This is a genomic window from Pseudomonas sp. S10E 269 (assembly GCF_002798465.1).
Taxonomy (GTDB): Bacteria; Pseudomonadota; Gammaproteobacteria; order Pseudomonadales; family Pseudomonadaceae; genus Aquipseudomonas; species Aquipseudomonas pergaminensis.
In genome coordinates, this window is the sequence record NZ_PHIJ01000001.1 from 713,808 (window position 1) to 738,305 (window position 24,498).

General features: G+C 62.0%; 23 protein-coding genes. 8 read left to right on the forward strand and 15 right to left on the reverse strand.

Annotation, left to right across the window (positions count from 1 at the left end):
• Positions 1–136: 136 nt before the first annotated feature.
• Positions 137–1,387, forward strand: a complete 1,251-nt coding sequence (locus tag CWC48_RS03465; protein ID WP_100491345.1) for an OprD family porin — start codon at positions 137–139, stop codon at positions 1,385–1,387.
• 84 nt (positions 1,388–1,471) lie between these two features.
• Positions 1,472–2,371 (forward strand): polysaccharide deacetylase family protein, encoded by a 900-nt coding sequence (locus CWC48_RS03470; RefSeq protein WP_100491346.1) that lies wholly within the window; start codon positions 1,472–1,474, stop codon positions 2,369–2,371.
• Between the two features lie 133 nt (positions 2,372–2,504).
• On the opposite strand, the gene pcaC is transcribed toward CWC48_RS03470, so the two are convergent.
• From pcaC to pcaR, 11 genes are all read right to left on the reverse strand, one after another.
• Entirely contained in the window at positions 2,505–2,903 is a 399-nt protein-coding gene (gene pcaC, locus CWC48_RS03480) for a 4-carboxymuconolactone decarboxylase (RefSeq protein WP_068935540.1), read from the reverse strand.
• A gap of 187 nt (positions 2,904–3,090) precedes the next feature.
• Positions 3,091–3,882, reverse strand: coding sequence for a 3-oxoadipate enol-lactonase (pcaD, locus tag CWC48_RS03485; protein ID WP_100491347.1), 792 nt, complete (start codon positions 3,880–3,882; stop codon positions 3,091–3,093).
• A 10-nt stretch (positions 3,883–3,892) separates the two neighbouring features.
• Positions 3,893–5,248: a 3-carboxy-cis,cis-muconate cycloisomerase gene (locus CWC48_RS03490; RefSeq protein ID WP_099493775.1), complete on the reverse strand. Its 1,356-nt coding sequence runs from the start codon at positions 5,246–5,248 to the stop codon at positions 3,893–3,895.
• Positions 5,249–5,258: 10 nt separating this feature from the next.
• Entirely contained in the window at positions 5,259–6,554 is a 1,296-nt protein-coding gene (locus CWC48_RS03495) for an MFS family transporter (RefSeq protein WP_100491348.1), read from the reverse strand.
• Positions 6,555–6,750: 196 nt separating this feature from the next.
• Positions 6,751–7,317 carry a protocatechuate 3,4-dioxygenase subunit alpha gene (pcaG, locus tag CWC48_RS03500; protein WP_078047276.1) on the reverse strand — a complete coding sequence of 189 codons (567 nt, stop codon included), beginning with the start codon at positions 7,315–7,317 and terminating at the stop codon, positions 6,751–6,753.
• Position 7,318: 1 nt separating this feature from the next.
• On the reverse strand, positions 7,319–8,023 hold the full coding sequence (gene pcaH / locus CWC48_RS03505) for a protocatechuate 3,4-dioxygenase subunit beta (RefSeq protein WP_078047275.1): 705 nt from the start codon (positions 8,021–8,023) through the stop codon (positions 7,319–7,321).
• A 14-nt stretch (positions 8,024–8,037) separates the two neighbouring features.
• Positions 8,038–9,243 carry a 3-oxoadipyl-CoA thiolase gene (gene pcaF, locus CWC48_RS03510; protein ID WP_177409523.1) on the reverse strand — a complete coding sequence of 402 codons (1,206 nt, stop codon included), beginning with the start codon at positions 9,241–9,243 and terminating at the stop codon, positions 8,038–8,040.
• Complete coding sequence (locus tag CWC48_RS03515) at positions 9,240–10,019, reverse strand: CoA-transferase subunit beta (protein ID WP_025855318.1); 780 nt, start codon at positions 10,017–10,019, stop codon at positions 9,240–9,242. Before CWC48_RS03515 ends, pcaF begins: the two co-directional genes overlap by 4 nt.
• A complete protein-coding gene (locus tag CWC48_RS03520; protein WP_078047273.1) occupies positions 10,019–10,876 on the reverse strand; it encodes a CoA transferase subunit A in 858 nt (285 codons plus the stop codon). The genes CWC48_RS03515 and CWC48_RS03520 overlap by 1 nt, the downstream gene beginning before the upstream one ends.
• A 264-nt stretch (positions 10,877–11,140) precedes the next feature.
• Positions 11,141–12,481: an MFS transporter gene (locus CWC48_RS03525; RefSeq protein WP_078047272.1), complete on the reverse strand. Its 1,341-nt coding sequence runs from the start codon at positions 12,479–12,481 to the stop codon at positions 11,141–11,143.
• Positions 12,482–12,626: 145 nt separating this feature from the next.
• Positions 12,627–13,469 carry a pca regulon transcriptional regulator PcaR gene (pcaR, locus tag CWC48_RS03530; RefSeq protein ID WP_078047270.1) on the reverse strand — a complete coding sequence of 281 codons (843 nt, stop codon included), beginning with the start codon at positions 13,467–13,469 and terminating at the stop codon, positions 12,627–12,629.
• A 557-nt stretch (positions 13,470–14,026) separates the two neighbouring features.
• Here pcaR and CWC48_RS03535 point away from each other — a divergent pair.
• The gene (locus tag CWC48_RS03535; protein WP_003189295.1) at positions 14,027–14,227 is read left to right on the forward strand and encodes a hypothetical protein; all 201 of its coding nucleotides are present in this window, start codon (positions 14,027–14,029) and stop codon (positions 14,225–14,227) included.
• Between the two features lie 313 nt (positions 14,228–14,540).
• Complete coding sequence (locus CWC48_RS03540; RefSeq protein ID WP_099493772.1) at positions 14,541–16,016, forward strand: inorganic phosphate transporter; 1,476 nt, start codon at positions 14,541–14,543, stop codon at positions 16,014–16,016.
• 248 nt (positions 16,017–16,264) lie between these two features.
• Here the strand turns inward: CWC48_RS03540 and ccoM are convergent, their stop codons facing one another.
• Positions 16,265–16,381 carry a cytochrome c oxidase subunit CcoM gene (gene ccoM, locus CWC48_RS30685; protein ID WP_275957920.1) on the reverse strand — a complete coding sequence of 39 codons (117 nt, stop codon included), beginning with the start codon at positions 16,379–16,381 and terminating at the stop codon, positions 16,265–16,267.
• 143 nt (positions 16,382–16,524) lie between these two features.
• The gene (locus CWC48_RS30100; RefSeq protein WP_141537463.1) at positions 16,525–16,719 is read right to left on the reverse strand and encodes a hypothetical protein; all 195 of its coding nucleotides are present in this window, start codon (positions 16,717–16,719) and stop codon (positions 16,525–16,527) included.
• A gap of 99 nt (positions 16,720–16,818) precedes the next feature.
• On the opposite strand from CWC48_RS30100, the gene CWC48_RS03545 reads away from it, so the two are divergent.
• The 3 genes from CWC48_RS03545 (at position 16,819) to CWC48_RS03555 (ending at position 19,424) form a co-directional block, all read left to right on the forward strand.
• Positions 16,819–17,685 carry a LysR substrate-binding domain-containing protein gene (locus CWC48_RS03545; RefSeq protein ID WP_100491349.1) on the forward strand — a complete coding sequence of 289 codons (867 nt, stop codon included), beginning with the start codon at positions 16,819–16,821 and terminating at the stop codon, positions 17,683–17,685.
• Between the two features lie 90 nt (positions 17,686–17,775).
• The gene (locus tag CWC48_RS03550) at positions 17,776–18,246 is read left to right on the forward strand and encodes a RidA family protein (protein WP_078047267.1); all 471 of its coding nucleotides are present in this window, start codon (positions 17,776–17,778) and stop codon (positions 18,244–18,246) included.
• Positions 18,243–19,424 carry an aminotransferase class V-fold PLP-dependent enzyme gene (locus CWC48_RS03555; RefSeq protein ID WP_100491350.1) on the forward strand — a complete coding sequence of 394 codons (1,182 nt, stop codon included), beginning with the start codon at positions 18,243–18,245 and terminating at the stop codon, positions 19,422–19,424. The genes CWC48_RS03550 and CWC48_RS03555 overlap by 4 nt, the downstream gene beginning before the upstream one ends.
• Here the strand turns inward: CWC48_RS03555 and CWC48_RS03560 are convergent.
• Positions 19,421–19,762: an aspartate-semialdehyde dehydrogenase gene (locus CWC48_RS03560; protein ID WP_078047265.1), complete on the reverse strand. Its 342-nt coding sequence runs from the start codon at positions 19,760–19,762 to the stop codon at positions 19,421–19,423. The two genes, CWC48_RS03555 and CWC48_RS03560, sit on opposite strands and share 4 nt — an antisense overlap.
• A 219-nt stretch (positions 19,763–19,981) precedes the next feature.
• On the opposite strand from CWC48_RS03560, the gene rapA reads away from it, so the two are divergent.
• Complete coding sequence (gene rapA / locus CWC48_RS03565) at positions 19,982–22,828, forward strand: RNA polymerase-associated protein RapA (protein WP_078047264.1); 2,847 nt, start codon at positions 19,982–19,984, stop codon at positions 22,826–22,828.
• A gap of 155 nt (positions 22,829–22,983) precedes the next feature.
• Here rapA and CWC48_RS03570 read toward each other — a convergent pair whose 3' ends face one another.
• On the reverse strand, positions 22,984–24,330 hold the full coding sequence (locus CWC48_RS03570; protein WP_100491351.1) for an MFS transporter: 1,347 nt from the start codon (positions 24,328–24,330) through the stop codon (positions 22,984–22,986).
• Positions 24,331–24,498: the final 168 nt, after the last annotated feature.

Genomic DNA, 24,498 nt, shown 5'->3' on the forward strand with positions numbered 1-24,498 from the left:
CATGCCGGGCCCGAGCGCCCGGCAACTTGCGTTCGATCATCGCCCACAACCCGCTCTCCCCCACTTTCATCGCCCCCGCACCGCCGCGCACCATGGCCGCCACCTGCATAAACCCAATAACAACAGGTCCGACACCATGAGCACTTTCCACCCGCGCCGGCTGCTGCTGGCTACCGCTGTCGCCAGTCTTGCCCTCCCCGTTGTCGCCGAGGAACACGGCTTTCTCGAAGACGCCAGCGCCAACCTCAACCTGCGCAATTTCTTCTTCAACCGCAATTACACCAACCCCACCAAGGCCCAAGGTGGCGCGCAGGAGTGGACGCAGAGTTTCATCCTCGACGCCAAGTCCGGCTTTACCCAGGGCACCGTGGGGTTCGGCGTAGATGTGCTGGGGCTGTATTCGTTGAAGCTGGATGGCGGACGCGGCACCGGCGGCACCCAGCTGTTGCCGCTGGACCATGACGGCCGCCCTGCGGATGAATTCGGACGGCTGGGGGTGGCGTTCAAGGCGCGCATTTCCAAGACCGAAGTGAAGGTCGGCGAATGGATGCCGGTGCTGCCGATCCTGCGCTCGGACGATGGCCGCTCCCTGCCGCAGACCTTGCGCGGCGGGCAGATCACCTCCAAGGAAATCGACGGCCTGACCCTCTATGGCGGCCAGTTCCGCGCCAACAGCCCGCGTGACGACAGCAGCATGAGTGACATGTCGATGTTCGGTAAAACCGCGTTCACCTCCGACCGCTTCAACTTCCAGGGCGGCGAGTATGCGTTCAACGACAAGCGCACCCAGATCGGCCTGTGGAATGCCCAGCTCAAGGACATCTACAGCCAGCAGTTCGTCAACCTGATCCACAGCCAGCCCATCGGCGCCTGGACCCTGGGTGCCAACCTCGGCTTTTTCTACGGCAAAGACGACGGCAGCGCCCGCGCTGGCAACCTGGACAATAAAACCTGGTCCGGCCTGTTCTCCGCCAAATACGGCGGCAACACCTTCTACGTCGGCCTGCAAAAGCTCACCGGCAACAGCGCCTGGATGCGCGTCAACGGCACCAGCGGCGGCACCCTGGCCAACGACAGCTACAACAGCAGCTACGACAATGCCCAGGAAAAATCCTGGCAAGTGCGCCACGACTACAACTTCGCCGCCCTCGGCGTGCCCGGCCTGACCCTGATGAACCGCTACATCAGCGGCAGCAACGTGCACACCGGCACCCTCACCGACGGCAAGGAATGGGGCCGCGAAACCGAAGTGGGCTATACCGTGCAAAGCGGCGTAGCCAAAAACCTCAATGTGCGCCTGCGTAACTCCAGCATGCGCCGCGACTACAGCAACAATGAGTTCGACGAAAACCGGTTGATCGTCAGTTACCCGATAAGCCTGCTGTAAACCATCATTGGCCTTGCTGTATGGTGCGCGCCTGCCGCTGCTGAGCTGAATCAGCAGCGGCTTTCATTCGAGCCCGCGCACACCATGAAATCCTTCGCTTATGCGTCCGCCCTCCTAGCCCTGGTCCTGAGCCTCAGCGGCTGCATCGGCGCGCCTATTGCCCTCACGCCGCAAACCGAGCAACGCCTGCAAGCCCAGGCGCCGATCCGCTTCCTGCTGACCTTCGATGACGGCCCGAGCGCGTCGGGCTACAACAACCCGAGCCGGTCGGTGATCGCCGACCTGGCGCAGAACCCGGTGCTGCCGGGGATCAAGGCGGTGTTCTTCTTGCAGACCGAAGCAGCCCGTTCCGGCGGCAGCGCAAGGGGCCGCAAGACCATGCAGCGCGAGTATGCGGCCGGTCACATCCTGGCCTTCCACACGGCCACGGGGTTTCACACCAACCACCGCTGGCTGAACGATGCCGAACTGGAAAGCACCCTCAGCCAAGGCGCCGCCGATATTGCCGCGATCACAGGCGCGCCGCCGGTGCTGGTGCGCCCGCCGTTCTGGAATTACGACCGACGCACCTTCGCCGCTTACCAGCGCCATGGCATGCACGTATTACTGACGGACCTGAGCGCCAATGACGGCAAGATCTGGGGCTTCAACGGCAGCCCGCGCCGCCGGGCCAATTTATACCGGCAACTGTCGGTGGTGCGCGAGCGCATTGCGTTGGGTGAGTTGCCGACAGTGGACGGGGTGATACCGGTGGTGGTGACCTTCCACGACATCAACCGCTACACCGCGCGGCATATGCAGGAGTACTTGCAGATCCTGCTGGACAGCGCCCGGATCAACGGCATGAAGACTGCCGCCGAGCCCTTCTACACCGACACCGCCCAGCTACAGCGCGCGGCGTTGGCGCGTACGGTCAAGGAGGTGAGTGAAGAGGTGCATCTGCCAGGCGTGTGGAATTGGGTGTGGGACGCCGACTCCCACTGATTTTTGAAACCCTGTAAAGATTAACTGTGGGAGCGGGCTTGCTCGCGAATGCGATGTGTCAGTCAGCACAGGTATTAACTGAATCACCGCTTTCGCGAGCAAGCCCGCTCCCACATTTTGACTGTATTTCAACTCAGTCAGCCTGGCGCGACTCGATACCCAGCTCATCCCACACCGACTCCGCCAAGTGGAACGTGGCATTCGCCGCCGGGATCCCGCAGTAGATCGCGCTCTGCATCAGCACTTCCTTGATCTCGGCGCGGGTCACGCCGTTGCTGGCGGCGGCGCGCAGGTGCAGCTTGAGTTCTTCGCTGCGGTTCATGCCGATGAGCATGGCGATGGTGATCAGGCTGCGGGTATGCCGTGGCAGGCCGGGACGGGTCCAGATATCACCCCAGGCGTGGCGGGTGATCATTTCCTGAAATTCACTGTTGAATTCGGTCAGGGCATTGAGGCTGCGGTCGACATGGGCATCGCCCAGCACTTCACGGCGCACTTGCAGGCCCTCGGCATAACGTTGTTTCTCGTCCAATACAAATTCTCCGTATTCAAATCGATTACTTGTGGTGAGCGGGCTTGTCCCGCGCTGGGCTGCGCAGCAGCCCTAAAACCTGACAACTCCACACTCATCTGAAAAAGTGTGTTGCCTTTATTGGGGATGCTTCGCGCCTCAGCGCGGGGCAAGCCCGCTCACTACAATGAGCGCCCTCGCCACAGGTTTAGTGCGCCAGCAGAAATTCCAGCACACGGTCACTGAACGCCGCGCCCGCCTGTACGTTCGACAGGTGCGCCGCATAGAACTCGGCGTACTCGGCACCCTGCACATGGTTTTGGATAAAGTGACCGCCGGCCGGCGGTGTGACGGCATCTTCAGTGCCGGCAACGATCAGGGTCGGCACCTTGATCGAAGACAGCTGCTCGCGGAAATCGGCGTCACGCACCGCCGCGCAGTTTGCGGCGTAACCTTCAGGCGAGGTCGCTGCGAGCATGTCGGTGATCTGCTTGGCCTGGTGTGGGTTGGCCGCCGCGAAATCAGCGGTGAACCAGCGCGCAATCGATGCGTCGCGCAGCGCGACCATCGCTGCCGCGCCATCACGCAGCACCATCTCGATGCGCGGGTTCCACACTTCGGGCGTGCCGATCTTGGCGGCGGTGTTGCACACCACCAGGCGCTGCAGGCGCTCGCCGGCGTTGATGCCCAGCCATTGGCCGATCAGGCCGCCCATGGACAAGCCGCAGAAATGTGCACGTTGAATATCCAGCGCATCCAGCAACGCGATCACATCGCGACCCAGTTGCTCGATGCTGTAAGGACCCGCCGTGACCAGAGACTTGCCATGGCCACGGGTATCAAAACGCAGCACGCGAAAATGTTGGGTAAAGGCCGGGATCTGGATGTCCCACATATGCAGGTCGGTGCCCAATGAATTGGACAGCACCAGCACGGGCGCATCCACGGGCCCATCCAATTGGTAATGCAGTTCGCCATCGGCGAGGTGTAAAAATGCCACGGTGGTCTCCTCAAGCAAAGTGTTCGGCTACAGCGCGGGTGACCCAGGTTTGCGCCAGGCCCAGGTAATGGGCCGGGTCGAGCAGGCGGTCCAATTCGGCCGCTGACAGCTCGGCAGTGATCTGCGGTTCATCCGCCAGTACCGCACGCAAGTGCCGCCCCTCGGCGACAGCACGCTTGCAGCATTGCTCCAGCAGGTGGTGTGCCGTTTCCCGGCCCAGTCGCTGGGCGAGCACGATGCTCACGGCTTCAGCCAACACCAGGCCCTGGGTCAGGTCGAGGTTTTGCGCCATGCGCTGCGGGTCGACTTCCAAGCCTTCGCTGACCAGCAAAGCCTGTTGCAGTGCACCCGACACCAGGCGACAGATCTCCGGCAAGGTTTCCCATTCGGCATGCCACAGGCCCAGGCTGCGCTCGTGTTCCTGGGGCATGGCGCTGAACATCGTCGCCACCAGGCCCGGCACACGGGTGGCCGTGCTGATCAGCACGGCTGCGCCCACCGGGTTGCGTTTGTGCGGCATGGTGGAAGAACCGCCCTTGCCCGGCGCCGAAGGTTCGAAAACTTCCGCCGCTTCGGTCTGCATCAACAGGCTGATATCGCGGCCCAATTTACCCAGGCTGCCAGCGATCAAACCGAGCACGCTGGCGAGTTCGACCAGGCGATCGCGCTGGGTGTGCCAGGGTTGCTCGGGCAGGCTCAGTTGCAACTCCGCTGCCAGCGCCTGGGCCACGGGCATTGCCTGCTCGCCAAGCGCTGCCAGGGTGCCGGACGCACCACCGAATTGCAGCACCAGCAGGCGCGGCTTCAGCTCTGCCAGGCGCTGGCGACTGCGGGTCACGGCCCCCAGCCAACCGGCGATTTTCATCCCCAGGGTGACCGGCGTCGCATGCTGCAGCCAGGTCCGCCCCGCCAAGGGCACACCGGCATAACGCTGGGCCTGGCTGGCAAGAATGTCGCCCAGGCGTGCCAGGTCCGTTTCGATCAATGCAACCGCTCGCCGCAGTTGCAGCACCAGGCCGGTGTCCATCACATCCTGGCTGGTCGCGCCCAGATGCACGTAGCGCTCGGCCCCGGCATCTTCACTGGCAATCAACTTGCCCAGCGCCTTCACCAGCGGAATCGCCGAATTCCCCGCCGTGGCAATCGCCACGCCCAGGGCATCCACGTCGTACAGCGACGCCAGGCATGCCTGGGCGATGGGTGCGACAGCCGCCTGGGGAATCAAGCCGACCTGGGCCTGGGCCCGGGCCAACCCGGCTTCAAAATCCAACATGCCCTGCAAACGTCCCTGGTCGCAGAACACCTCGGCCATGCTGTCCGCCGTGAAGTAAGCGTCGAACAATTGATTGCTCGTGCGCAGTGTCATAACCCTTCCCTTACAAATCGTGGTGCAAGTACGCCGCCTGTTTCGGCAAGCGCAAGCTGAACAGGAAGGCCACCGCCATCATGGCGGTGACGTACCAATAGAAAGTGTTTTCCATGCCCATGGACTTCAGGCCCAGGGCCACGTATTCCGCCGAACCCCCGAAGATCGCGTTGGCCACCGCATACGCCAGGCCAACGCCCAGGGCGCGCACTTGCGGCGGGAACATTTCGGCTTTCACCAGGCCGCTGATCGAGGTGTAGAAACTCACGATGGCCAGGGCCAGGGTGATCAGCACAAAGGCCAGGAACGGGCTGCTGACGGTTTTCAGGCTGAGCAGGATCGGCACCGTGCACAGGGTGCCCAGCGCGCCGAACCACAGCATCGAGTTACGACGGCCGATCTTGTCGGCCAGCATGCCGAACAGCGGCTGCATGCACATGTAGAGGAACAGCGCGCCGGTCATGATGTAGCTGGCGGTCTTGGCGTGCATCCCGGCGGTGTTCACCAGGTATTTCTGCATGTAGGTGGTAAAGGTGTAGAAAATCAGCGAGCCACCGGCGGTGTAGCCGAGCACGGTGATAAACGCCGCCTTGTGGTCACGGAACAACGCGGCGATGCTGCCGGCGTCCTTGTCCTGGCGGGTTTCCTTGCTGGTGGTTTCCTTGAGGGTGCGACGCAGCAGCAGCGAGATCACTGCCGCAATGGCGCCCATCACGAACGGAATCCGCCAGCCCCAGGCGCGCAATTCTTCTTCGGTGAGAATCTGTTGCAGGATCACCACCACCAGCACTGCCAGCAGTTGCCCGCCGATCAGGGTCACGTACTGGAACGACGCGAAGAAACCGCGCTGGCCCTTGAGCGCGACTTCACTCATGTAGGTCGCGGTGGTGCCGTATTCGCCCCCCACCGACAGGCCCTGGAACAAGCGCGCGACCAGCAGCAACGCCGGCGCCCAGGCGCCGATGTCCTTGTACGTCGGGAGGAAGGCGATGACCAGGGAGCCGGCACACATCATCAGCACCGAGATCATCATCGAATTCTTGCGGCCATGTTTATCGGCCACCCGGCCAAACAGCCAGCCGCCGATAGGACGCATCAGGAAACCGGCAGCGAACACACCGGCAGTGTTGAGCAGTTGGACCGTGGGGTCGTCCGACGGGAAAAACGCCGGCGCAAAGTAGATGGCGCAGAAGGCATAGACATAAAAGTCGAACCATTCGACGAGGTTGCCGGAGGAGGCCCCGACGATCGCAAAAATCCGTTTGCTGCGTTCTTCTCCGGTGTAGTGACTCGTTGTTGTTGTCATGATTTTTCACTCAGTGGGAACGTGTGTAGCCTAGACATACTTTGCAACAAGCTCGTTCCGCAACAAGACTTTTAGGTATGTCGTGCCTGTGAGGGCCTCTTCGCGGGCAAGCCCGCTCCCACAGTTGACCGCATTCCAGAGTTGAAACTCGATCGAATGTGGGAGCGGGCTTGCTCGCGAATGCTCTCAAGCCAACTCAATAATCAAAGAACACTGTTTCCCGGTCTGTGCCCTGCAAAATCACATTCCACTGATGCACACCCTCTGCATCCTGCTTGGCAATCAAGGTTTCGCGCCGATCTGCCGGCACACACGCCAACAACGGGTCATCCCCATTCAGCGCCTCACCGTCAAAGTAAATCCGCGTCAGCAAGTGCTTCACCAAGCCCCTGGCAAACACCAGCACCACCAGGTGTGGCGCTTGGGTGGTGCCCTTCAGGCCGGGCACGGCACCCGGCTTGATGGTGGTAAAGCGAAACCGCCCTTCGGCGTCCACCGGCACCCGGCCGAAGCCTTCGAAGTTCGGGTCCAGCGCTTTGTCCTGCTCATCTTCGGGATGGTCGTACTTGCCGGCGGCGTTGGCCTGCCAGACTTCGAGCATGGCGTCATTGACGACATCGCCGTTGCCATCCACCACCTGCCCGCTGATCGCCACACGCTCGCCAAGGGTGGCGGCCACGGTGAGGTCTTCGCGGTTCAGCCAGGTCAGGCCGATGTGGTAGTACGGCCCGACGGTGTGGGACGTGGTCGCGTTGAGTGTCATCTCATTTCTCCATCGGCGTTGCGTCGCGGCCGCGCAGGACAATGTCCCAGCGGTAGCCGAGGGCATAGGAAGGAATGGTTTTTTCCAGGTCGAAGCTGGCGATCAAACGTTGCTTGGCCGAAGTGTCCGGCACGCAGTTATAGATCGGGTCGTATTCCAGCAGCGGGTCGCCGGGGAAATACATCTGCGTCACCAAGCGCGTCAGCACACTCGGGCCGAACAGCGAAAAGTGGATATGCGCCGGGCGCCACGCGTTGTGGTGGTTGCCCCACGGGTAGGCGCCGGGCTTGATGGTCTGGAACTGGTACCAGCCATCGGCGTCGGTGACGGTGCGGCCGGTGCCGGTGAAGTTCGGGTCCAACGGCGCGTCGTGCACGTCGCGCTTGTGGTTGTAGCGGCCGGCGGCGTTGGCTTGCCAGATCTCGACAAGGATGCCCGGCACTGGCAGGCCGTTTTCGTCGAGCACACGGCCGTGGATGATGATGCGTTCGCCCTGGGGCTCGCCTTCATGCTGGGCGGTGAGGTCATTGTCCTTCTCATTGACGCGCTCGGCGCCGATGGTCGGGCCGGTGATTTCCGACAAGGAATGGGGCAGGAACACCAAGGGCTGCGACGGCGAACGCAGGTTCGTCGACTGGTAGGCCGGGTGCAGATAATCAGGTTGAGTGCCCGCTTGCGGGCGCCGGTATCCGGGCTTGTCACTCATGGAGCAATCCTCTCTTATTTGATGCGTTCAATCGCCAGGGCCAGGCCTTGGCCAACACCGACACACATGGTCGCCAGGCCTTTGCTGCCGCCGGTTTTTTCGAGTTGGTGCAGGGCCGTCAGCACCAACCGCGCGCCACTCATGCCCAGTGGATGGCCGAGGGCGATGGCGCCGCCGTTCGGGTTGACCTGGGGCGCGTCGTCGGCGATGCCCAGTTCACGCAGCACGGCCAGGCCTTGGCTGGCGAAGGCCTCGTTGAGTTCGATCACATCGAAATCGGTCACGGCCAGGCCAAGGCGCTCGACCAGCTTACGCACCGCTGGCACCGGGCCGATGCCCATCACGCGCGGTGCGACACCGGCGCTGGCCATGCCCAATACGCGGGCGCGGGCGGTCAGGCCATGTTTCTTGACCGCTTCGGCGGAGGCCAGGATCAGCGCCGCCGCACCGTCGTTCACGCCCGAGGCGTTGCCAGCGGTGACGGTTTTGTCCGGGCCGTTGACCGGCTTGAGCTTGGCCAGGGCTTCCAGAGTGGTGTCACGTGGATGCTCGTCGTGCTCCACCACGGTTTCGCCTTTTTTATGCGCAACCCGCACCGGCACGATCTCTTCGGCGAAAAAGCCGGCGGCCTGGGCCGCAGCGGTGCGTTGTTGGCTGCGCAGGGCGAAGGCGTCTTGGTCGGCGCGGGACACCTTGTAGTCGTCGGCAACGTTGTCGGCGGTCTGCGGCATCGCATCCACGCCGTACTGAGCTTTCATCAGCGGGTTGATAAAACGCCAGCCGATGGTGGTGTCTTCCAGCTTCATGTTGCGTGAGAACGCTGCGTCGGCCTTGCCCATCACGAACGGCGCGCGGGACATCGACTCGACGCCACCGGCGATCGCCAGCTCCATTTCGCCGCTGGCAATCGCGCGGAAGGCCGTGCCGATCGCGTCCATGCCCGAGGCGCACAAGCGGTTGAGAGTCACACCCGGAATGCTTTCCGGCAGGCCCGCCAGCAACAGCGCCATGCGCGCCACGTTGCGGTTGTCTTCGCCGGCCTGGTTGGCGCAGCCGAGGAACACTTCATCGACGGCCTGCCAGTCCACAGACGGGTTACGTTCAATCAGGGCCTTGATCGGCAGCGCCGCCAAATCATCGGCACGCACGGTGGACAGGCCACCGCCGAAACGGCCGATGGGGGTACGAATGGCATCACAGATAAATACGTCGCGCATCAGGCTTCTCCCGGCGCTTGGCCATGGGCGGCCGCAGTGCGTGCTTCAAGGTCACGCAGGGCGGTCAGCTCTACTTCAGTCGGTTCGGCGGTGGTGTCGACCTGGTCGGCAAAACGAATCGCCCAACCAGTGGCCGCCACCACTTGCTCACGGGTCACGCCAGGGTGCAGCGCGGTGACCACGAATTCATGGGTGCCCGCTTCCGGTTCCATAATGCACAGGTCGGTAATGATCCCTACAGGCCCCGCGCCCGGCAGACCCAGGCGTTTGCGCGAGTCGCCGCCTTCGCCGTGGCCCACCGAGGTGATGAAGTCCAGTTTGTCGACAAACGAACGCGCCGACTGCTTGAGGATGATCAGCACGCTCTTGGCCGAGCCAGCAATTTCCGGCGCCCCACCGGCACCCGGCAGACGCACTTTGGGTTGGTGGTAGTCACCGACCACGGTGGTGTTGATGTTGCCGAAGCGATCGACCTGGGCCGCGCCGAGAAAGCCCACATCGATGCGCCCACCTTGCAGCCAATAGCGAAAGATCTCACCGGTCGGTACGACGGTGTCGGCGGTTTCCGCCAGTTCACCATCACCGATGGACAGCGGCAGCACCGACGGTTTGGCGCCAATCGGGCCGGACTCGTAGATCAGCACCACATCCGGCGACGAGGTCAGGCGCGCCAGGTTGGCCGCCTTGGACGGCAGGCCGATGCCGACGAAGCACACGGAGCCATTCTTGAGGCGACGCGCGGCGGCGACGGTCATCATTTCATTGGTCGAGTAAGCCATTACTTGGCCTCCTGCGCGGTGGCCAGCTTGGCCTGGAATTCGGTGAAATCGGCAGTGCCGTGGATGTATTCTTTGATCCAGGCGGTAAAGGTCTCACGGTCGCGGGCGATCGGGTCCCACGCCTGGTAGAAGCGATTGTCACGCTCGTTGTAGCCGTGAGCGTAGGACGGATGCGCGCCACCGGGAACATGGCACACCGCAGTCAGGGCCCAGGTCGGCAGCACACAACTGTTCATGGGCGCGTTGAGGTCGTCGACGATTTCCTCGACGGTGACGATGCAGCGCTTGGCCGCCAGGGCCGCTTCCTTCTGCACGCCAAGGATGCCCCACAGCAACACGTTGCCCTTGCGGTCGGCTTTTTGTGCGTGGATCACGCTGACATCCGGACGCACCGAGGGCACCGCCGCCAGCACTTCACCGGTGAACGGGCAGGTCACGGTCTTGATCAGTGGGTTGACCTTGGGCAGGTCGGAACCGGCGTAGGCACGCAGCACCGCAAAAGGCAGGCCCGATGCACCGGCGACATAGGCATTGGCCAGGTCGGCGTGGCTGTGCTCTTCAATTTCCAGCGGTTGCGGCCATTGCTTCTCGACCGCGTCACGCAGGCGATGCAGGGAGCCCACACCTGGGTTGCCGCCCCAGGAGAAAATCAACTTGCGGGCGCAGCCAGCACCGATCAACTGGTCGTAGATCAGGTCAGGCGTCATACGCACCAGCGTCAGGTCTTTCTTGCCCTGACGAATGATTTCATGACCCGCTGCCGTAGGGATCAGATGGGTGAAGCCTTCCAGCGCGACGGTATCGCCGTCGTTCACGAATTGCTTCACCGCGTCACGCAGCGCGAGGATTTCAGCCATGGGGTTGGGGCTCCCGGTGTTGATCGAAAAAGGCGCTGAGGTGGCGCCGAAGTGCTTGAAGATTAAGCCGGGGAAATGGGCCGAACAATCCGATAATCGACTCAGTGTTCGATTATCGAACGGATTGCTGCCTGGCTAATAATCTGGAGGAACGCGGTCAATGTGGGAGCTGGCTTGCCTGCGATGGCATCGCCGCAGTGTCACTTGCCTAACGAGTCGCCTGCATCGCAGGCAAGCCGGCTCCCACCGGAAAAGCGGCCATGATCAGGTAGCATCGGCGTGGCTGACCATTCCTTTGATAACGACAGCGGCCGTGGCCAACGCGGCGGGGATCACCAGGGCGGTGAGCACCTGCTCGAAGTTCCAGCCCAGGCCGAGCAAGGTCGCGCCCATCCATGCCCCCAGGATCGCGCCGAAGCGACCGATACCCAGCATCCACGACACGCCCGTGGCGCGGCCCTGGGTCGGGTAGAAGCGTGCGGCCAGGGACGGCATCGCCGATTGCGCACCGTTGACGCACATCCCGGCCATCAGCACCAGGGTGGCAAGCAAGGTGATATTGCCCAGGCTCTGCCCTACTGCGTAGGCAAATACCCCGGCCAGCAGGTAGAACGTGCCGATGACCTTATGGGGGTTGAAGCGGTCCATGGCCCACCCCACGCCCACCGCGCTCAACACGCCGCCGAACTGGAACAGCGCGCCGATGAACGCCGCTTGTTCCATGCTGGCGCCGCTGTCGCGCATCAGGGTCGGCAACCAGCTGGTGAGCAGGTACACGATCACCAAACCCATGAAATAGGTGAGCCACAGCAGCAAGGTGCCGGCGCTGTAGGTGCCGGAAAAGATCACCGCAAACACGTTGCGCGCCTTGACGGTTTTCTGCTCGGGGACGCTGAAATGGCTGGCCTGGGCAACGATAGAGGGCTCGATGGGGGACAAGGTTTTGCGCACCTTGTCGGTCCCCCGGTTACGCACCACCAGGTAACGCGCCGATTCCGGCAGCCACACCAACAACACCAACGCCAAGATCAACGGCAGGATGCCGCCGATGAGTAGCAGGCTGTGCCAGCCGAACGCCGGGATCAGCTTGGCCGAGATAAACCCGCCCCCGGCCATGCCCAGGTTGAAGCCGCAGAACATGCTGGTCACCAGCAGCGACTTATGGCGTTCGGGGGTGTACTCCGACAGCAGCGTTGTCGCATTCGGCATGCCCGCGCCCAGGCCCAGCCCGGTGAGGAAGCGCAGCACCAGCAGTTGGTCGACGTTGCTGCTGTAGGCCGAGGCCAGGCTGAACGCGCCAAACACCAGCACCGCACCCACCAGCACCACTTTGCGACCGAAACGATCCGCCAGGGGGCCAGAACCCAGCGCGCCGAAGACCATGCCGATCAACGCGGCGCTCATCACCGGGCCGAGGCTGGCGCGGTCGATGCCCCAGTCCTGGGACAGCGCAGGCGCGATGAAGCCCATGGCGGCGGTGTCGAGGCCATCGAGGAACACGATCAGGAAACACAGGATCACCACACGCCACTGGTAGCGTGACAGTGGCTGGGTGTTGATGAAGGACTGGACGTCCAACGTAGTACCGACAGAGGGCTGATTCATTATTTTTATTTCCACACCGATGGCGGGCTGACGACCTGAGGTCGTCGTTATTATTGGGCGGCGCTCAAAGCGCTGCCGCACATTAATAAGCCAGGGGAAACAGCGTCAATTGACCAAACCGGGATCTGTGCGGTCACCGAACAGCTTAGGCAAACAGCTGCGCGCTCAACTCGCGGCTGGCGCTGAGCATGCTCGGCAGGAAGCGTTGTTCCAGCTCGCCGCGGCTGACCCGGCCGGCGTGGGTGCTGACGTTCAACGCAGCCAGCACCTGGCCGGAGGCGTCATAGACCGGCACGGCAATGGAACGCAGGCCCTGTTCGAGCTCCTGGTCGACGATGCACCAGCCCTGCTGACGCACTTGTTGCAGGCATTCGAACAGCGCCTCGGGCGTGGTCAGGGTGCGGCTGGTCTTGGTTTGCAGGTCGGCATGGTCGAGGTAATCCTGCAGCGAGGCGTCGTCCAGCGCCGCGAGCAGGATGCGGCCCATGGAGGTGCAATAGGCCGGCAGCCGGCCACCCACCGACAGGTCCACGGAAATCAGGCGCTGAGTGGTGGCCGAACGGGCGATGTAGAGAATGTCGTCGCCTTCGAGGGTGGCCATGTTGCAGGCTTCGTGGAGTTGCTCGCTCATGCGGTCCAGATAAGGCTGGGCCGACACCGCCAGCGGCGTCGACGACAGGTAGGCGTGGCCCAGGGTCAAGACTTTGGGCAACAGCGAATAGGTCCGCCCGTCGGTGGTGGCGTAGCCCAGCTTGATCAAGGTGTGCAGGCAACGGCGCACGGCGGCGCGGGGAATTTCGGTACGGTGGCTGATCTGCGCGATGGTGAGGTGGCGCTTGCGCTCCTGAAACGCCTGCACCACGGCCAGGCCACGGGCCAGGGAGGTCATGAAGTCCGGATCACCGGTAAACGCCTGGATGCGCTTGGCCGGCGAAGCAACGATCGGCGGCGCCACTGACGCGAAGGAATTGCGCAATTGATCGTTCATGTCGGGATCCTTTCTCTTATTGTCAACCGCAGGGAGGTTTGGCTGCTATTACAAGCCGCGTCAGCCGGGATGCACAAGGCAGGGCCAACAACATTGTGCGATTATCGGACGATCAATCGATTATCGCAATTTGCCTGCGGACAGCCATGGCCGGGGTGCAGGGCTGTTTGAAATTAAGCGGTGCTTAATAACCTCCGAAGTTGCGTGAATTTATGACGCCAATATTTGCGCAGTTACCCAAGGGGCCGTGTAACAAAACGCTCACACAAAGTTGATGGTTTTTAACTTTATGCTGATAGTGTTATTCAAATGCGCCGCTATAATGCACTCTATGCGCAGGTCCGCCCGGTTGCATGATCGGAACCGGAGCTCGCCAGGCACTGCACGGGCCGTGCAGTGTCGATTGCAACTACCTGCCCCGAATGACTGCACTCAACAAGTGCCGCCCTTGCCTATTCCGAAGTTGGACGTTTCTACGGATCAACTTGGGACACCCCGAGGGCGCATTCCGGCACAACGCTGCAACGTATTTACTCTCAACTCAATTAGGTAACAATGTGACGAAAGATGAACTGCGCGCGGAACTTGAGCGCCAGGAGCAACGTTACAAGGACGTTTACGGCGGGGAAGTCACCACCTACGCCGCCCAGCCTGAACCTGAACGCAAACCATGGCGTAAACGAGCCAGCCTGCTCGACCAGGCATTTGCCCAGGAAATCCAAAAGATTGAACAGGAACTCAAAACCGAAGAGCCATAAGCAATTCGGTCTGAGCCTCAAGGTTTGGCCTCGGCTGCTGGCACATCGCTAGCAGCCGGCCACCTTGCATACCACTGCCGTCTGTAAAATTTCATACAAATGTTTCAGGGATGACGATTTTGTGACAATCCCCCGCCCTAGCCCCCCTGCGCTTTATAAATCAAAGACTTGCCAGAGCCCCGAAAACCCTGGGATGCACGCCTTTTCCCGGTTTTTTTTCAGGGAAGATTGTTACCGATGAGCAGCTAGTGCATCGATTACTGAGGTTTTCTGGCATAATCGCGCCCCCTTACGACCGGGTCAGAAAACCTTCATGATCGATTTATTCAGCGGACTGGATGCTTGGGTTCTCGTGAGCCTGTTGCTCGCCCTGGCCTTTGTCCTCGCCTTCGAGTTCATCAATGGCTTTCATGACACCGCTAACGCGGTGGCCACAGTCATCTATACCAAAGCCATGCCGCCACACCTGGCCGTGTTCTTCTCCGGGGTGTTCAACTTCCTCGGCGTGTTGCTCGGGGGTGTCGGTGTCGCCTACGCCATCGTGCACTTGCTGCCGGTGGAGTTGCTGATCAATGTGAACACCGGCCATGGCCTGGCGATGGTCTTCTCTTTATTGGCAGCGGCGATCACCTGGAACCTGGGCACCTGGTACTTCGGTATCCCGGCCTCCAGTTCCCACACCCTGATCGGTTCGATCCTCGGTGTCGGCCTGGCCAATGCCCTGATCAACGACATCCCCCTGGCTGACGGTGTGAACTGGCAGAAAGCGGTGGATATCGGTGCCTCCCTGGTGTTCTCGCCGATGGCCGGCTTCCTGGTCGCAGCCCTGGTGCTGATCGGCCTGAAGTGGTGGCGCCCGCTGTCGAAGATGCACAAGACCCCGGACCAGCGCCGCAAGCTCGATGACAAGAAGCACCCGCCATTCTGGAACCGCCTGGTCCTGGTGATCTCCGCCATGGCCGTGAGCTTCGTGCACGGCTCCAACGACGGCCAGAAGGGTATCGGCCTGATCATGCTGGTGCTGATCGGTATCGTGCCGGCACAGTTCGTACTCGACTTGGGCAGCACCACTTACCAGATCGAACGTACTCGCGATGCGACCGTGCATTTGAGCCAGTTCTACCAGCGCAACAACGCCACGCTTGGCGAGTTCCTGGCCCTGGGCAAAAGCGTGAAGGACGATCTGCCAGGCAAGTTCCAGTGCAACCCGCAGCAGACCGAGCCGACCATCAACGCGCTGGTCGACACGTTGAAGGGCGTGTCCGACTATCACTCGCTGAGTGCTGACCAGCGCATTGAAGTGCGTCGCTATCTGCTCTGCCTGGACGACACCGCGAAGAAAGTCGGCAAGCTGCCAGGCCTGGATGCCCGTGAGAAATCCGACCTCGACAAGCTGCGCAAAGACCTGACCGCCACCACAGAATATGCACCGTTCTGGGTAATCCTCGCCGTTGCACTGGCCTTGGGCCTAGGCACCATGGTGGGCTGGAAGCGTGTGGTTCTGACCATCGGCGAGAAGATCGGCAAGCAGGGCATGACCTATGCCCAGGGCATGTCGGCGCAGATCACCACCGCAACCATGATTGGCTTTGCCAACATCTTTGCGCTGCCGGTATCCACCACCCACGTACTGTCGTCGGGTGTGGCCGGTACCATGGTCGCAAACAAAAGCGGCCTGCAAGGCGGCACCGTGAAGACCATCCTGATGGCCTGGGTGCTGACCCTGCCCGCCACCGTGGCCCTGTCGGCCGGGTTGTTCTGGCTGGCGTCCAAGGCGCTGGGTAGCTGATAACCCGGCGGTAATAAAAAAGGTGCAATCCGCGAGGGTCGCACCTTTTTTTATGTTCGTATTTCTGTAGGCGCTGGCTTGGCGGCGAAGGGCCTAAAGGCGCCATGCTTTTCCAGACATATCGCTTGATCGTTAACGACCATCGCCGGCAAGCCGGCTCCTACAAGTCATCGTGTTAATTCAAGGCAAAAAAAAGGGCGACCGAAGTCGCCCAAAATGCCTTGCGTGCCCATGTAATCCGGAAAGACTTACGGTTTTTTACGCTTGTTCGCGTCTTTCCAGATAAAAAATCCAAACCCTACAAAAAACATCACCATGAGGCTTACAGTCAGCACTCCGGCAAACACCACATTATCGAAAAACATGACCGGCCTCCTGCACTTGCCCTGTTGCGATAGGGCTAAGTTAATGGAGAAGGCGGGTTGGAAAATTGACCGGGATCAATGTCGCCCGCGACGGGGCGTAAAGAAGGGCAATAACTGACCTGCATCAATGGATGCAGGCTGTTTCAACGCTTTTTTGGCTTGTTCTTCGGCTTTTTCTTCACTTTGCCCAGTGGCATGGCCTGTTCGAATGCCTGGCGCACTTCATTCAGGCGCTTGTCATTGAGGTCATGCACGCGCTTGGCACGTTCGGCATTCAGGTCGATCAACTTGTCGTCTTCACTCATGGCTTGGCTTACGTCGTGGAGGGAATGGCTCAATAATGCGGCCTCCCCCGCCCGACGGCAAATCAACCGGCGACAAAAGGCAGGCCATCGCCCAAAATCGGCACTTTCCACCCAAATCAGGAGGCGCACCCGGTGGCACTGCACAACGACCTTCCGCCGCTGCTGGCCCTGCGTGCCTTCGAGGCCGTCGCGCGGCATCTGAGTTTTATCAAGGCGGCGAACGAGTTGTCGGTCACCCAAAGCGCCCTCAGTCATCAGGTGCAGAAACTAGAGCAGCACCTGGGTAAACCGCTGTTTATCAGACGCACCCGCGCCATCGATCTGACTACCGACGGCCAACAGTACTACGACGAAATCCGCCCAGCACTCGACGCCATCGCCGCCGCCACTCGCGCCCAGAGAACGGCGCCCAGCACCACCGTGCTGCGCGTCGGCCTGTTGGCCTCCTTCGCCACCCTGTGGCTGGCGCCACGCCTGGCCGCCTTTCTAAACCGTTATCCGCATATCCAGGTGGAGTTGTTGCCGGCGATCCAACTGGCCAACGTCGCTGGCGCCGAAGTTGACCTGGCCATCCGCTACGGCAAGGGCGACTGGCCCGACGTGCAGGCCACGCGATTGATGCCGGAAGTCATCTCCCCGGTGTGCAGCCCGACGTTCAAGGCCCTGCATGACAGCCCGCTGCTGATGGCGACATCGCACCGGCCATTTGAATGGACCGATTGGTCCGAGCACTACCAGATCGACCTCACCCGCAACCCCCGCGTAATGCTGCACGACTACAACATCGTGGTCGAAGCCGCCGTGGCCGGCCAAGGCATTGCCATGGGCCGTCATCGCCTGATCGAGCGTCGGCTGCAGGACGGCAGCCTGGTGGAAGCCTTTGATTGGCCGCCCTATCACAGCGACATCGGCTATTGGCTCATCGCCCCCCAAGGCGCTACCAGCGAAGCCGCTGCGTGTTTCAGCCAATGGCTGAAGGAGGCCTGCGCCGACGCGTGAGTTTTTTCGATACGTCGCGTGAGATCTATCCGTTTGTCGCCCATCGCCACACCTCACATGCTGGAACCTCCTGAACAGAGAGGTTTCATCATGAGCGACTCCCTCCGCCAACGCGTGCAAGCCCTGGGCCTCACACTGCCCACACCCAGCCAGCCGATTGCCAACTACATCAACCATGTCGTGAGCCAGCACCACCTGTTCGTGTCCGGGCAAATCCCCCTGGTGGATGGCAAACCGGCTTATGTCGGTCGGCTGGGCGAGTCCATCAGCGATGACGAAGGCGCACACGCGGCAGAGCTGGCCGCCCTGGGCTTGCTCGGGCAGTTGAGCGACGCCCTCGGAGATGACCTGTCGCGCCTGGTGCGTACCGTGCGCCTGGGGGTGTTTATCGCCAGCAGCGGCGACTTCAAGCAACAAAGCGTGGTCGCCAACGGTGCCTCCAACCTGCTGGTCAACGCCCTCGGCGAAAAGGGCCGGCACGTGCGCACCGCCGTGGGCGTCTCCAGCCTGCCCGCCGGTGTGGCCGTGGAGGTTGATGCACTGTTCGAGCTGCGCCCGTGAGCCCGCTCGACGTCCAGCAGTTACGGGATGAAACGCCTGGCTGCCAGTCCGGCATCGTGCACTTCAACCCAGCCGGCGCCTCCCTGCCCAGCCAGGCGACTCTCGACGCGATCATCGAGCAACTGCAGCGTGAGGCCCGCGACGGCCCGATGGAGGCCGGCGAACATGGCGCAGTGCTGATGGAAAAAGCCCGTCGTGCCGCCGCGCAACTGCTTAACGCCCCCGCCTCATCCATCGCATTTGCCAGCAGTGGCTCGACCGCCTGGAGCATGGCATTCCAGGCCTTGGGGCCCTGGCAGCCGGGCGATCGCATTCTCGTGGGCCGCCACGAATGGGGGGGCAACCTGGCGAGCATGGACCTGGCGGTGCAAGCCGGCGCCCGGATAGAAGTCATCCCCTGTGATGAAAGCGGCGCCGTGTGCCCGCTGGCGCTGGAGTCGATGATCGATACCAGGGTGAAGTTGATCGACCTTACTTGGCTCCCGGCCAATGGCGGGCTGATCAACCCTGCCCAAGCCATCGGCGACGTGGCCAGGCGTCACGCCATCCCCTACTTCATCGACGCCGGACAAGCCGTGGGCCAAGTGCCGGTGGATGTGCAAGCGCTGCAGTGCGATGTGCTCAAGTCGGCGGGGCGCAAACACCTGCGTGGGCCGCGTGGCACGGCGCTGCTCTATGTGCGACCAGACTTTCTTGAGCGATTGAACCCTGCCCAGCGTGACGTGTTTTCAGCGCCATGGACGGCTCAAGGGTTTGACCTGCGCAATGATGCACGGCGCTTTGAAACCAGCGAAACATCCTTCGCCTTGCTGGCGGGGCTGGGCAATGCGCTGCAAGAGATGAATCGACTGGGCATCGAGCGCGTCTGGGAGAGGGTTTCGCAGACCAGCGCGCAAATCCGCGAAGCGTTGCAAGGGATTGAGGGTATTACCCTGCACGACCTGGGGACTCGTCAATCCGGCTTGATCGCCTTCAACCTGGCTGGTTGGGATGCCTTTGAACTCAAGCGGCGCCTGGGGTTGAAGCGCGTTAACATCGGGGCCAACGGTGTCGCGTACACGCCGCTGGACATGCAGGCGCGGGGCCTGGAAAGCGTGGCGCGGATTTCAGTCAGCCCGCTCAACAACGAGCACGATATCGAGTTGCTGATAGCCGCCCTACGGGAATTGCGCGACTAAACCTCGACGTCCACCCACAGGCCCTGGCGCGGCGCATCTTCGATCAACGGCACCACCGGCACGGTGTTGTCGGCGTTGAGCAGGTCCCCCGGAATGGCCAGGTGCTGCTCCGGGTCTTCGTCGGCCTCGCGCCGGCGTTTCTGCTGTTCCTGCTGGCGCCGTTGTTCTTCACGCAGCAAAAAGGTCGAGGTCTCGGCATCGCCCTTTTTCAAGTCGATCGTGCTCTCGTTGGAGCCCGGCTGAACGGGTACCACGGGCGGGATATCCGGCTTCTGGCGCACCGGATCGAGTTGTGACGTCACCGGCACAACGCTGACGGGCAACATGGGTGGCAGCATAATGATTATTCTCCTGATCAACAGGCTTTCGGCGGGTTGCAGGGCGACTTGAGTACAGGCTCGCCAACCTGTGACCCAGTCGACACTCGCAAGTGCCCGCCACCCGTCGATTCGGCCTCCGATACGCCGCGCCAAGGGAGTAGTTTTTCTCAGAGTCCTTGGGCGTGGGGGCTTGTTCCGTTAAGATAGTCGGCTTTTTCACGGCGGGAGTCAGGCAGCATGGCGCAGCAGTATCAACCGGGGCAACGCTGGATTAGTGACAGCGAAGCAGAGCTGGGGTTAGGCACCGTTCTGGCACAGGACGGCCGCTTGTTGACCGTGCTCTATCCGGCCACTGGCGACACCCGCCAGTATGCGCTACGGAATGCGCCCCTCACTCGCGTGAGGTTTTCGCCGGGCGACTCCATCACCCATTTCGAAGGCTGGAAAATGACCGTGCAGGAAGTCGACGACGTCGATGGCCTGCTGGTGTACCACGGCCTCAATGGGCAGAACGAGCAGGTCACCCTGCCGGAAACCCAACTCTCCAACTTCATCCAGTTCCGCCTGGCCAGCGACCGTCTGTTCGCCGGCCAGATCGACCCGCTGGCCTGGTTCTCGCTGCGTTACCACACGCTTGAACACACCAGCCGCCAGTTGCAGTCCTCGCTGTGGGGCCTGGGTGGCGTGCGTGCGCAACCTATTGCTCACCAACTGCACATCGCCCGCGAAGTCGCTGACCGTATCGCGCCACGGGTGTTGCTGGCCGACGAAGTGGGCCTGGGCAAGACCATCGAAGCTGGCCTGGTGATCCATCGCCAATTGCTGTCGGGCCGCGCCAACCGTGTGCTGATCCTGGTCCCGGAAAACCTGCAGCACCAATGGCTGGTGGAAATGCGCCGCCGCTTCAACCTGCAGGTTGCGCTGTTCGACGAAGAACGCTTTATCGAAAGCGATGCCACCAACCCGTTCGAAGACACCCAGTTGGCGCTGGTCGCACTGGAGTGGCTGGTGGACGACGAGAAGGCCCAGGACGCATTGTTCGCTGCGGGCTGGGACCTGCTGGTGGTCGACGAAGCTCACCACCTGGTGTGGCACGAAGACAAGGCCAGCCCCGAGTACTCGCTGGTTGAACAACTGGCCGAAGTGATCCCGGGCGTGCTGCTGCTTACCGCCACCCCGGAACAATTGGGCCAGGACAGCCACTTCGCGCGCCTGCGCCTGCTCGACCCGAACCGCTTCCACGACCTCGCCGCCTTCCGTGCCGAAAGCGAGAACTATCGCCCGGTCGCCGAAGCCGTGCAGGAGCTACTGGACAAGGGGCGCCTCTCCCCTACGGCGCACAAGACCATCCAGGGTTTCCTCGGCAACGAAGGTGAAGCCCTGCTCACCGCCGTCAACGATGGCGACACCGAAGCCAGCGCACGCCTGGTGCGTGAGTTGCTCGACCGCCACGGCACTGGCCGCGTGCTGTTCCGCAATACCCGCGCCGCGGTGCAAGGCTTCCCGGAGCGCAAACTGCACGCCTACCCGTTGCCGAACCCGGACGAGTACCTCGAGTTGCCGCTGGGCGAACACGCCGAGCTGTACCCGGAAGTCAGCTTCCAGTCGCAGCCGGACGTTGAAGAAGAAAACCGCTGGTGGCGATTCGACCCACGGGTGGAGTGGCTGATCGACCAGTTGAAAATGCTCAAGCGCACCAAGGTCCTGGTGATCTGTGCCCACGCCGAAACCGCCATGGACCTGGAAGACGCCCTGCGCGTGCGCTCCGGCATTCCGGCCACGGTGTTCCACGAGGGCATGAACATCCTCGAGCGTGACCGCGCCGCCGCCTACTTCGCCGATGAAGAGTTTGGCGCCCAGGTGCTGATCTGCTCGGAAATCGGCAGTGAAGGCCGCAACTTCCAGTTCTCCCACCACTTGGTGCTGTTCGACCTGCCGTCCCACCCCGACTTGCTGGAACAGCGGATCGGCCGTCTGGACCGGATCGGCCAGAAACACGTGATCGAACTGCACGTGCCGTACCTGGAAACCAGCCCGCAAGAGCGCCTGTTCCAGTGGTACCACGAAGCGCTGAACGCCTTCCTAAACACCTGCCCGACCGGCAACGCCTTGCAGCACCAGTTCGGCCCACGCCTGCTGCCGCTGCTGGAAAATGCCGATGACGGCGAGTGGCAAGCTTTGATCGACGAGGCCCGTGCCGAGCGCGAGCGTCTTGAAGAAGAGCTGCACACTGGTCGCGACCGCCTGCTGGAACTCAACTCCGGCGGCGCGGGTGAAGGTGATGCGCTGGTCGAGGACATCCTCGAGCAAGACGACCAGTTCGCCCTGCCGATCTACATGGAAACCCTGTTCGACGCGTTCGGCATCGACAGCGAAGACCATTCGGAAAACGCGCTGATCCTCAAGCCCAGCGAAAAAATGCTCGACGCCAGCTTCCCCCTGGGCGACGACGAAGGTGTGACCATCACCTACGACCGCAACCAGGCGCTGTCGCGCGAAGACATGCAGTTCATCACCTGGGAACACCCGATGGTGCAGGGCGGCATGGACCTGGTGCTGTCCGGTTCGATGGGCAACACCGCCGTGGCACTGATCAAGAACAAGGCGCTGAAGCCGGGCACGGTGTTGCTGGAACTGCTCTACGTGAGTGAAGTGGTGGCCCCGCGTTCGCTGCAACTGGGTCGCTACCTGCCACCGGCCGCCCTGCGTTGCCTGTTGGATGCCAATGGCAACGACCTGTCCAGCCGCGTGTCGTTCGAAACCCTCAACGACCAGCTGGAAAGCGTGCCACGCGCCAGCGCCAACAAGTTCATCCAGGCCCAGCGCGATCAGCTGACGCCACGGATCAACGCCGGTGAAGAGAAGATCACCCCGCGCCACGCCGAGCGTGTGGCCGAGGCCAAGCGTCGCCTGGCGGCGGACACCGACGAAGAACTGGCGCGCCTGACCGCGTTGCAAGCGGTCAACCCGACCGTGCGTGACAGCGAGCTGGTTGCCCTGCGCACCCAACGTGAGCAAGGCTTGGCCATGCTGGACAAGGCGGCGCTGCGACTGGAAGCGATTCGGGTGTTGGTGGCGGGTTGATCACCGCCCTGCTCCGCCAATAAAGAAGGCCCGCGCAATGCGGGCCTTTTTTTTGCCTTGATTGCCCTTTCGCAGGCAAGCCAGTTCCCACATTTGAATGCATTCACAAATCAAAATATGGGAGCTGGCTTGCCTGCGAAGGCGGCACCTCGGTCTCAAGCCGTCGCCGCGGACGCCGGCACCTCAACCACCCCCAACCCATCCTTCATCCGCTTGGCATCGCGCACAAAACTGCGCGACGCCTGGAACAGAAACAGCATGGTCAGGAACAACGCCACCGGAATCAGGTACATGGCGTCATGCAACCCCACCGCCTTGTAAGCCTCGGTCATCTGCTCCGCCCCCGCCGCATACATCGCCGAGTGGGCAAAGTGATCGGACAGGCCCCCGACAACGATCGGCCCCATGCCGCCGCCCAGCAAATACAGCCCGGCAAAAAACAGCGCCATTGCCGTGGCCCGCAGGCGCGGTTCGACCACGTCCTGGATCGCGGTGTACACGCAGGTGTAGAAGTTATAGGCGAACAGCCAACCCACACTGAACAGCGCCACGAATACGCCGATCTCGATGCGCCCTGCGTGCAACGCCCAGGCTGTGGTCACGGTGGAGATGACCAGGCTGAACGCGGCGAACAACAGCCGGCCGTTGGCGACACGCTGGTGGATCTTGTCGGCGATCCAGCCACCCAGGGTCAGGCCGACCAGGCCGGTGATCCCCACGATAACCCCGGTGGCGACCGCTGCTTCTTGCAACGGCATCAGGAAGTAACGCTGCAACATCGGCACCAGGAACGAGTTACATGCGTACGTGGCGAAGTTGAAGCACAGCCCGGCCAACACCAGCCACAAGAAGGTCGGCACCGCCAGTACGCGGCGGATCGGGCGGTCGACGCGTTCCTGGGAGACTTGCACGGTTTCTGCCGCACCGCGCTTGGGTTCCTTGATGTAGAACATGAACACCGCGAGGATCAACCCCGGCACCGCCGCGATAAAGAACGGTGCGCGCCAGCTGTCGAACGCCTTGACCATCCAGCCGATGGTGAAGAATGCCAGCAACAGCCCCAACGGCAGGCCCAGCATGAAAATTCCCATGGCCCGCGCGCGGCGGTGCGCCGGGAACAGGTCGCCAATCAGCGAATTCGCGGCCGGCGCATAGCTGGCTTCGCCGATGCCAATGCCCATGCGCACCAGCAGAAACGTCCAGAAACTGCCAACCATGCCGTTGACCGCCGTCAGCCCGCTCCAGGCGAACAGGCCCCAGCCCATGAGTTTGCTGCGCGAGCCGGTATCGGCCAGGCGCCCGAGCGGCAAGCCCGCAATGGCGTAGACGATGGTGAAGGCGGTGCCGATGATGCCGAGCTGAAAGTCGCTCAGGTGCCATTCCATGCGGATTGGCTCGATGATAATCGCGGGAATGGTGCGATCGAAGAAATTGAACAGGTTGGCGAGGAACAGCAGGAACAGAATGCGCCAGGCATTCGCCGCTTGGGTCGAGTTCTGCATGGGTCCGTCTCTTTTATTGTTATGAGAGCTGCGATGCCCGATGCATCCTGCCCGGTACCTGCAACATAGTCAGGCAGGGCCCGGTTGTCTGTAATGATTCGTAAAGCTGATAGGGCATGATTTCGCCCGAAAGCACGGGACTTTGCCTACAAAAATATAAGTGCGCGC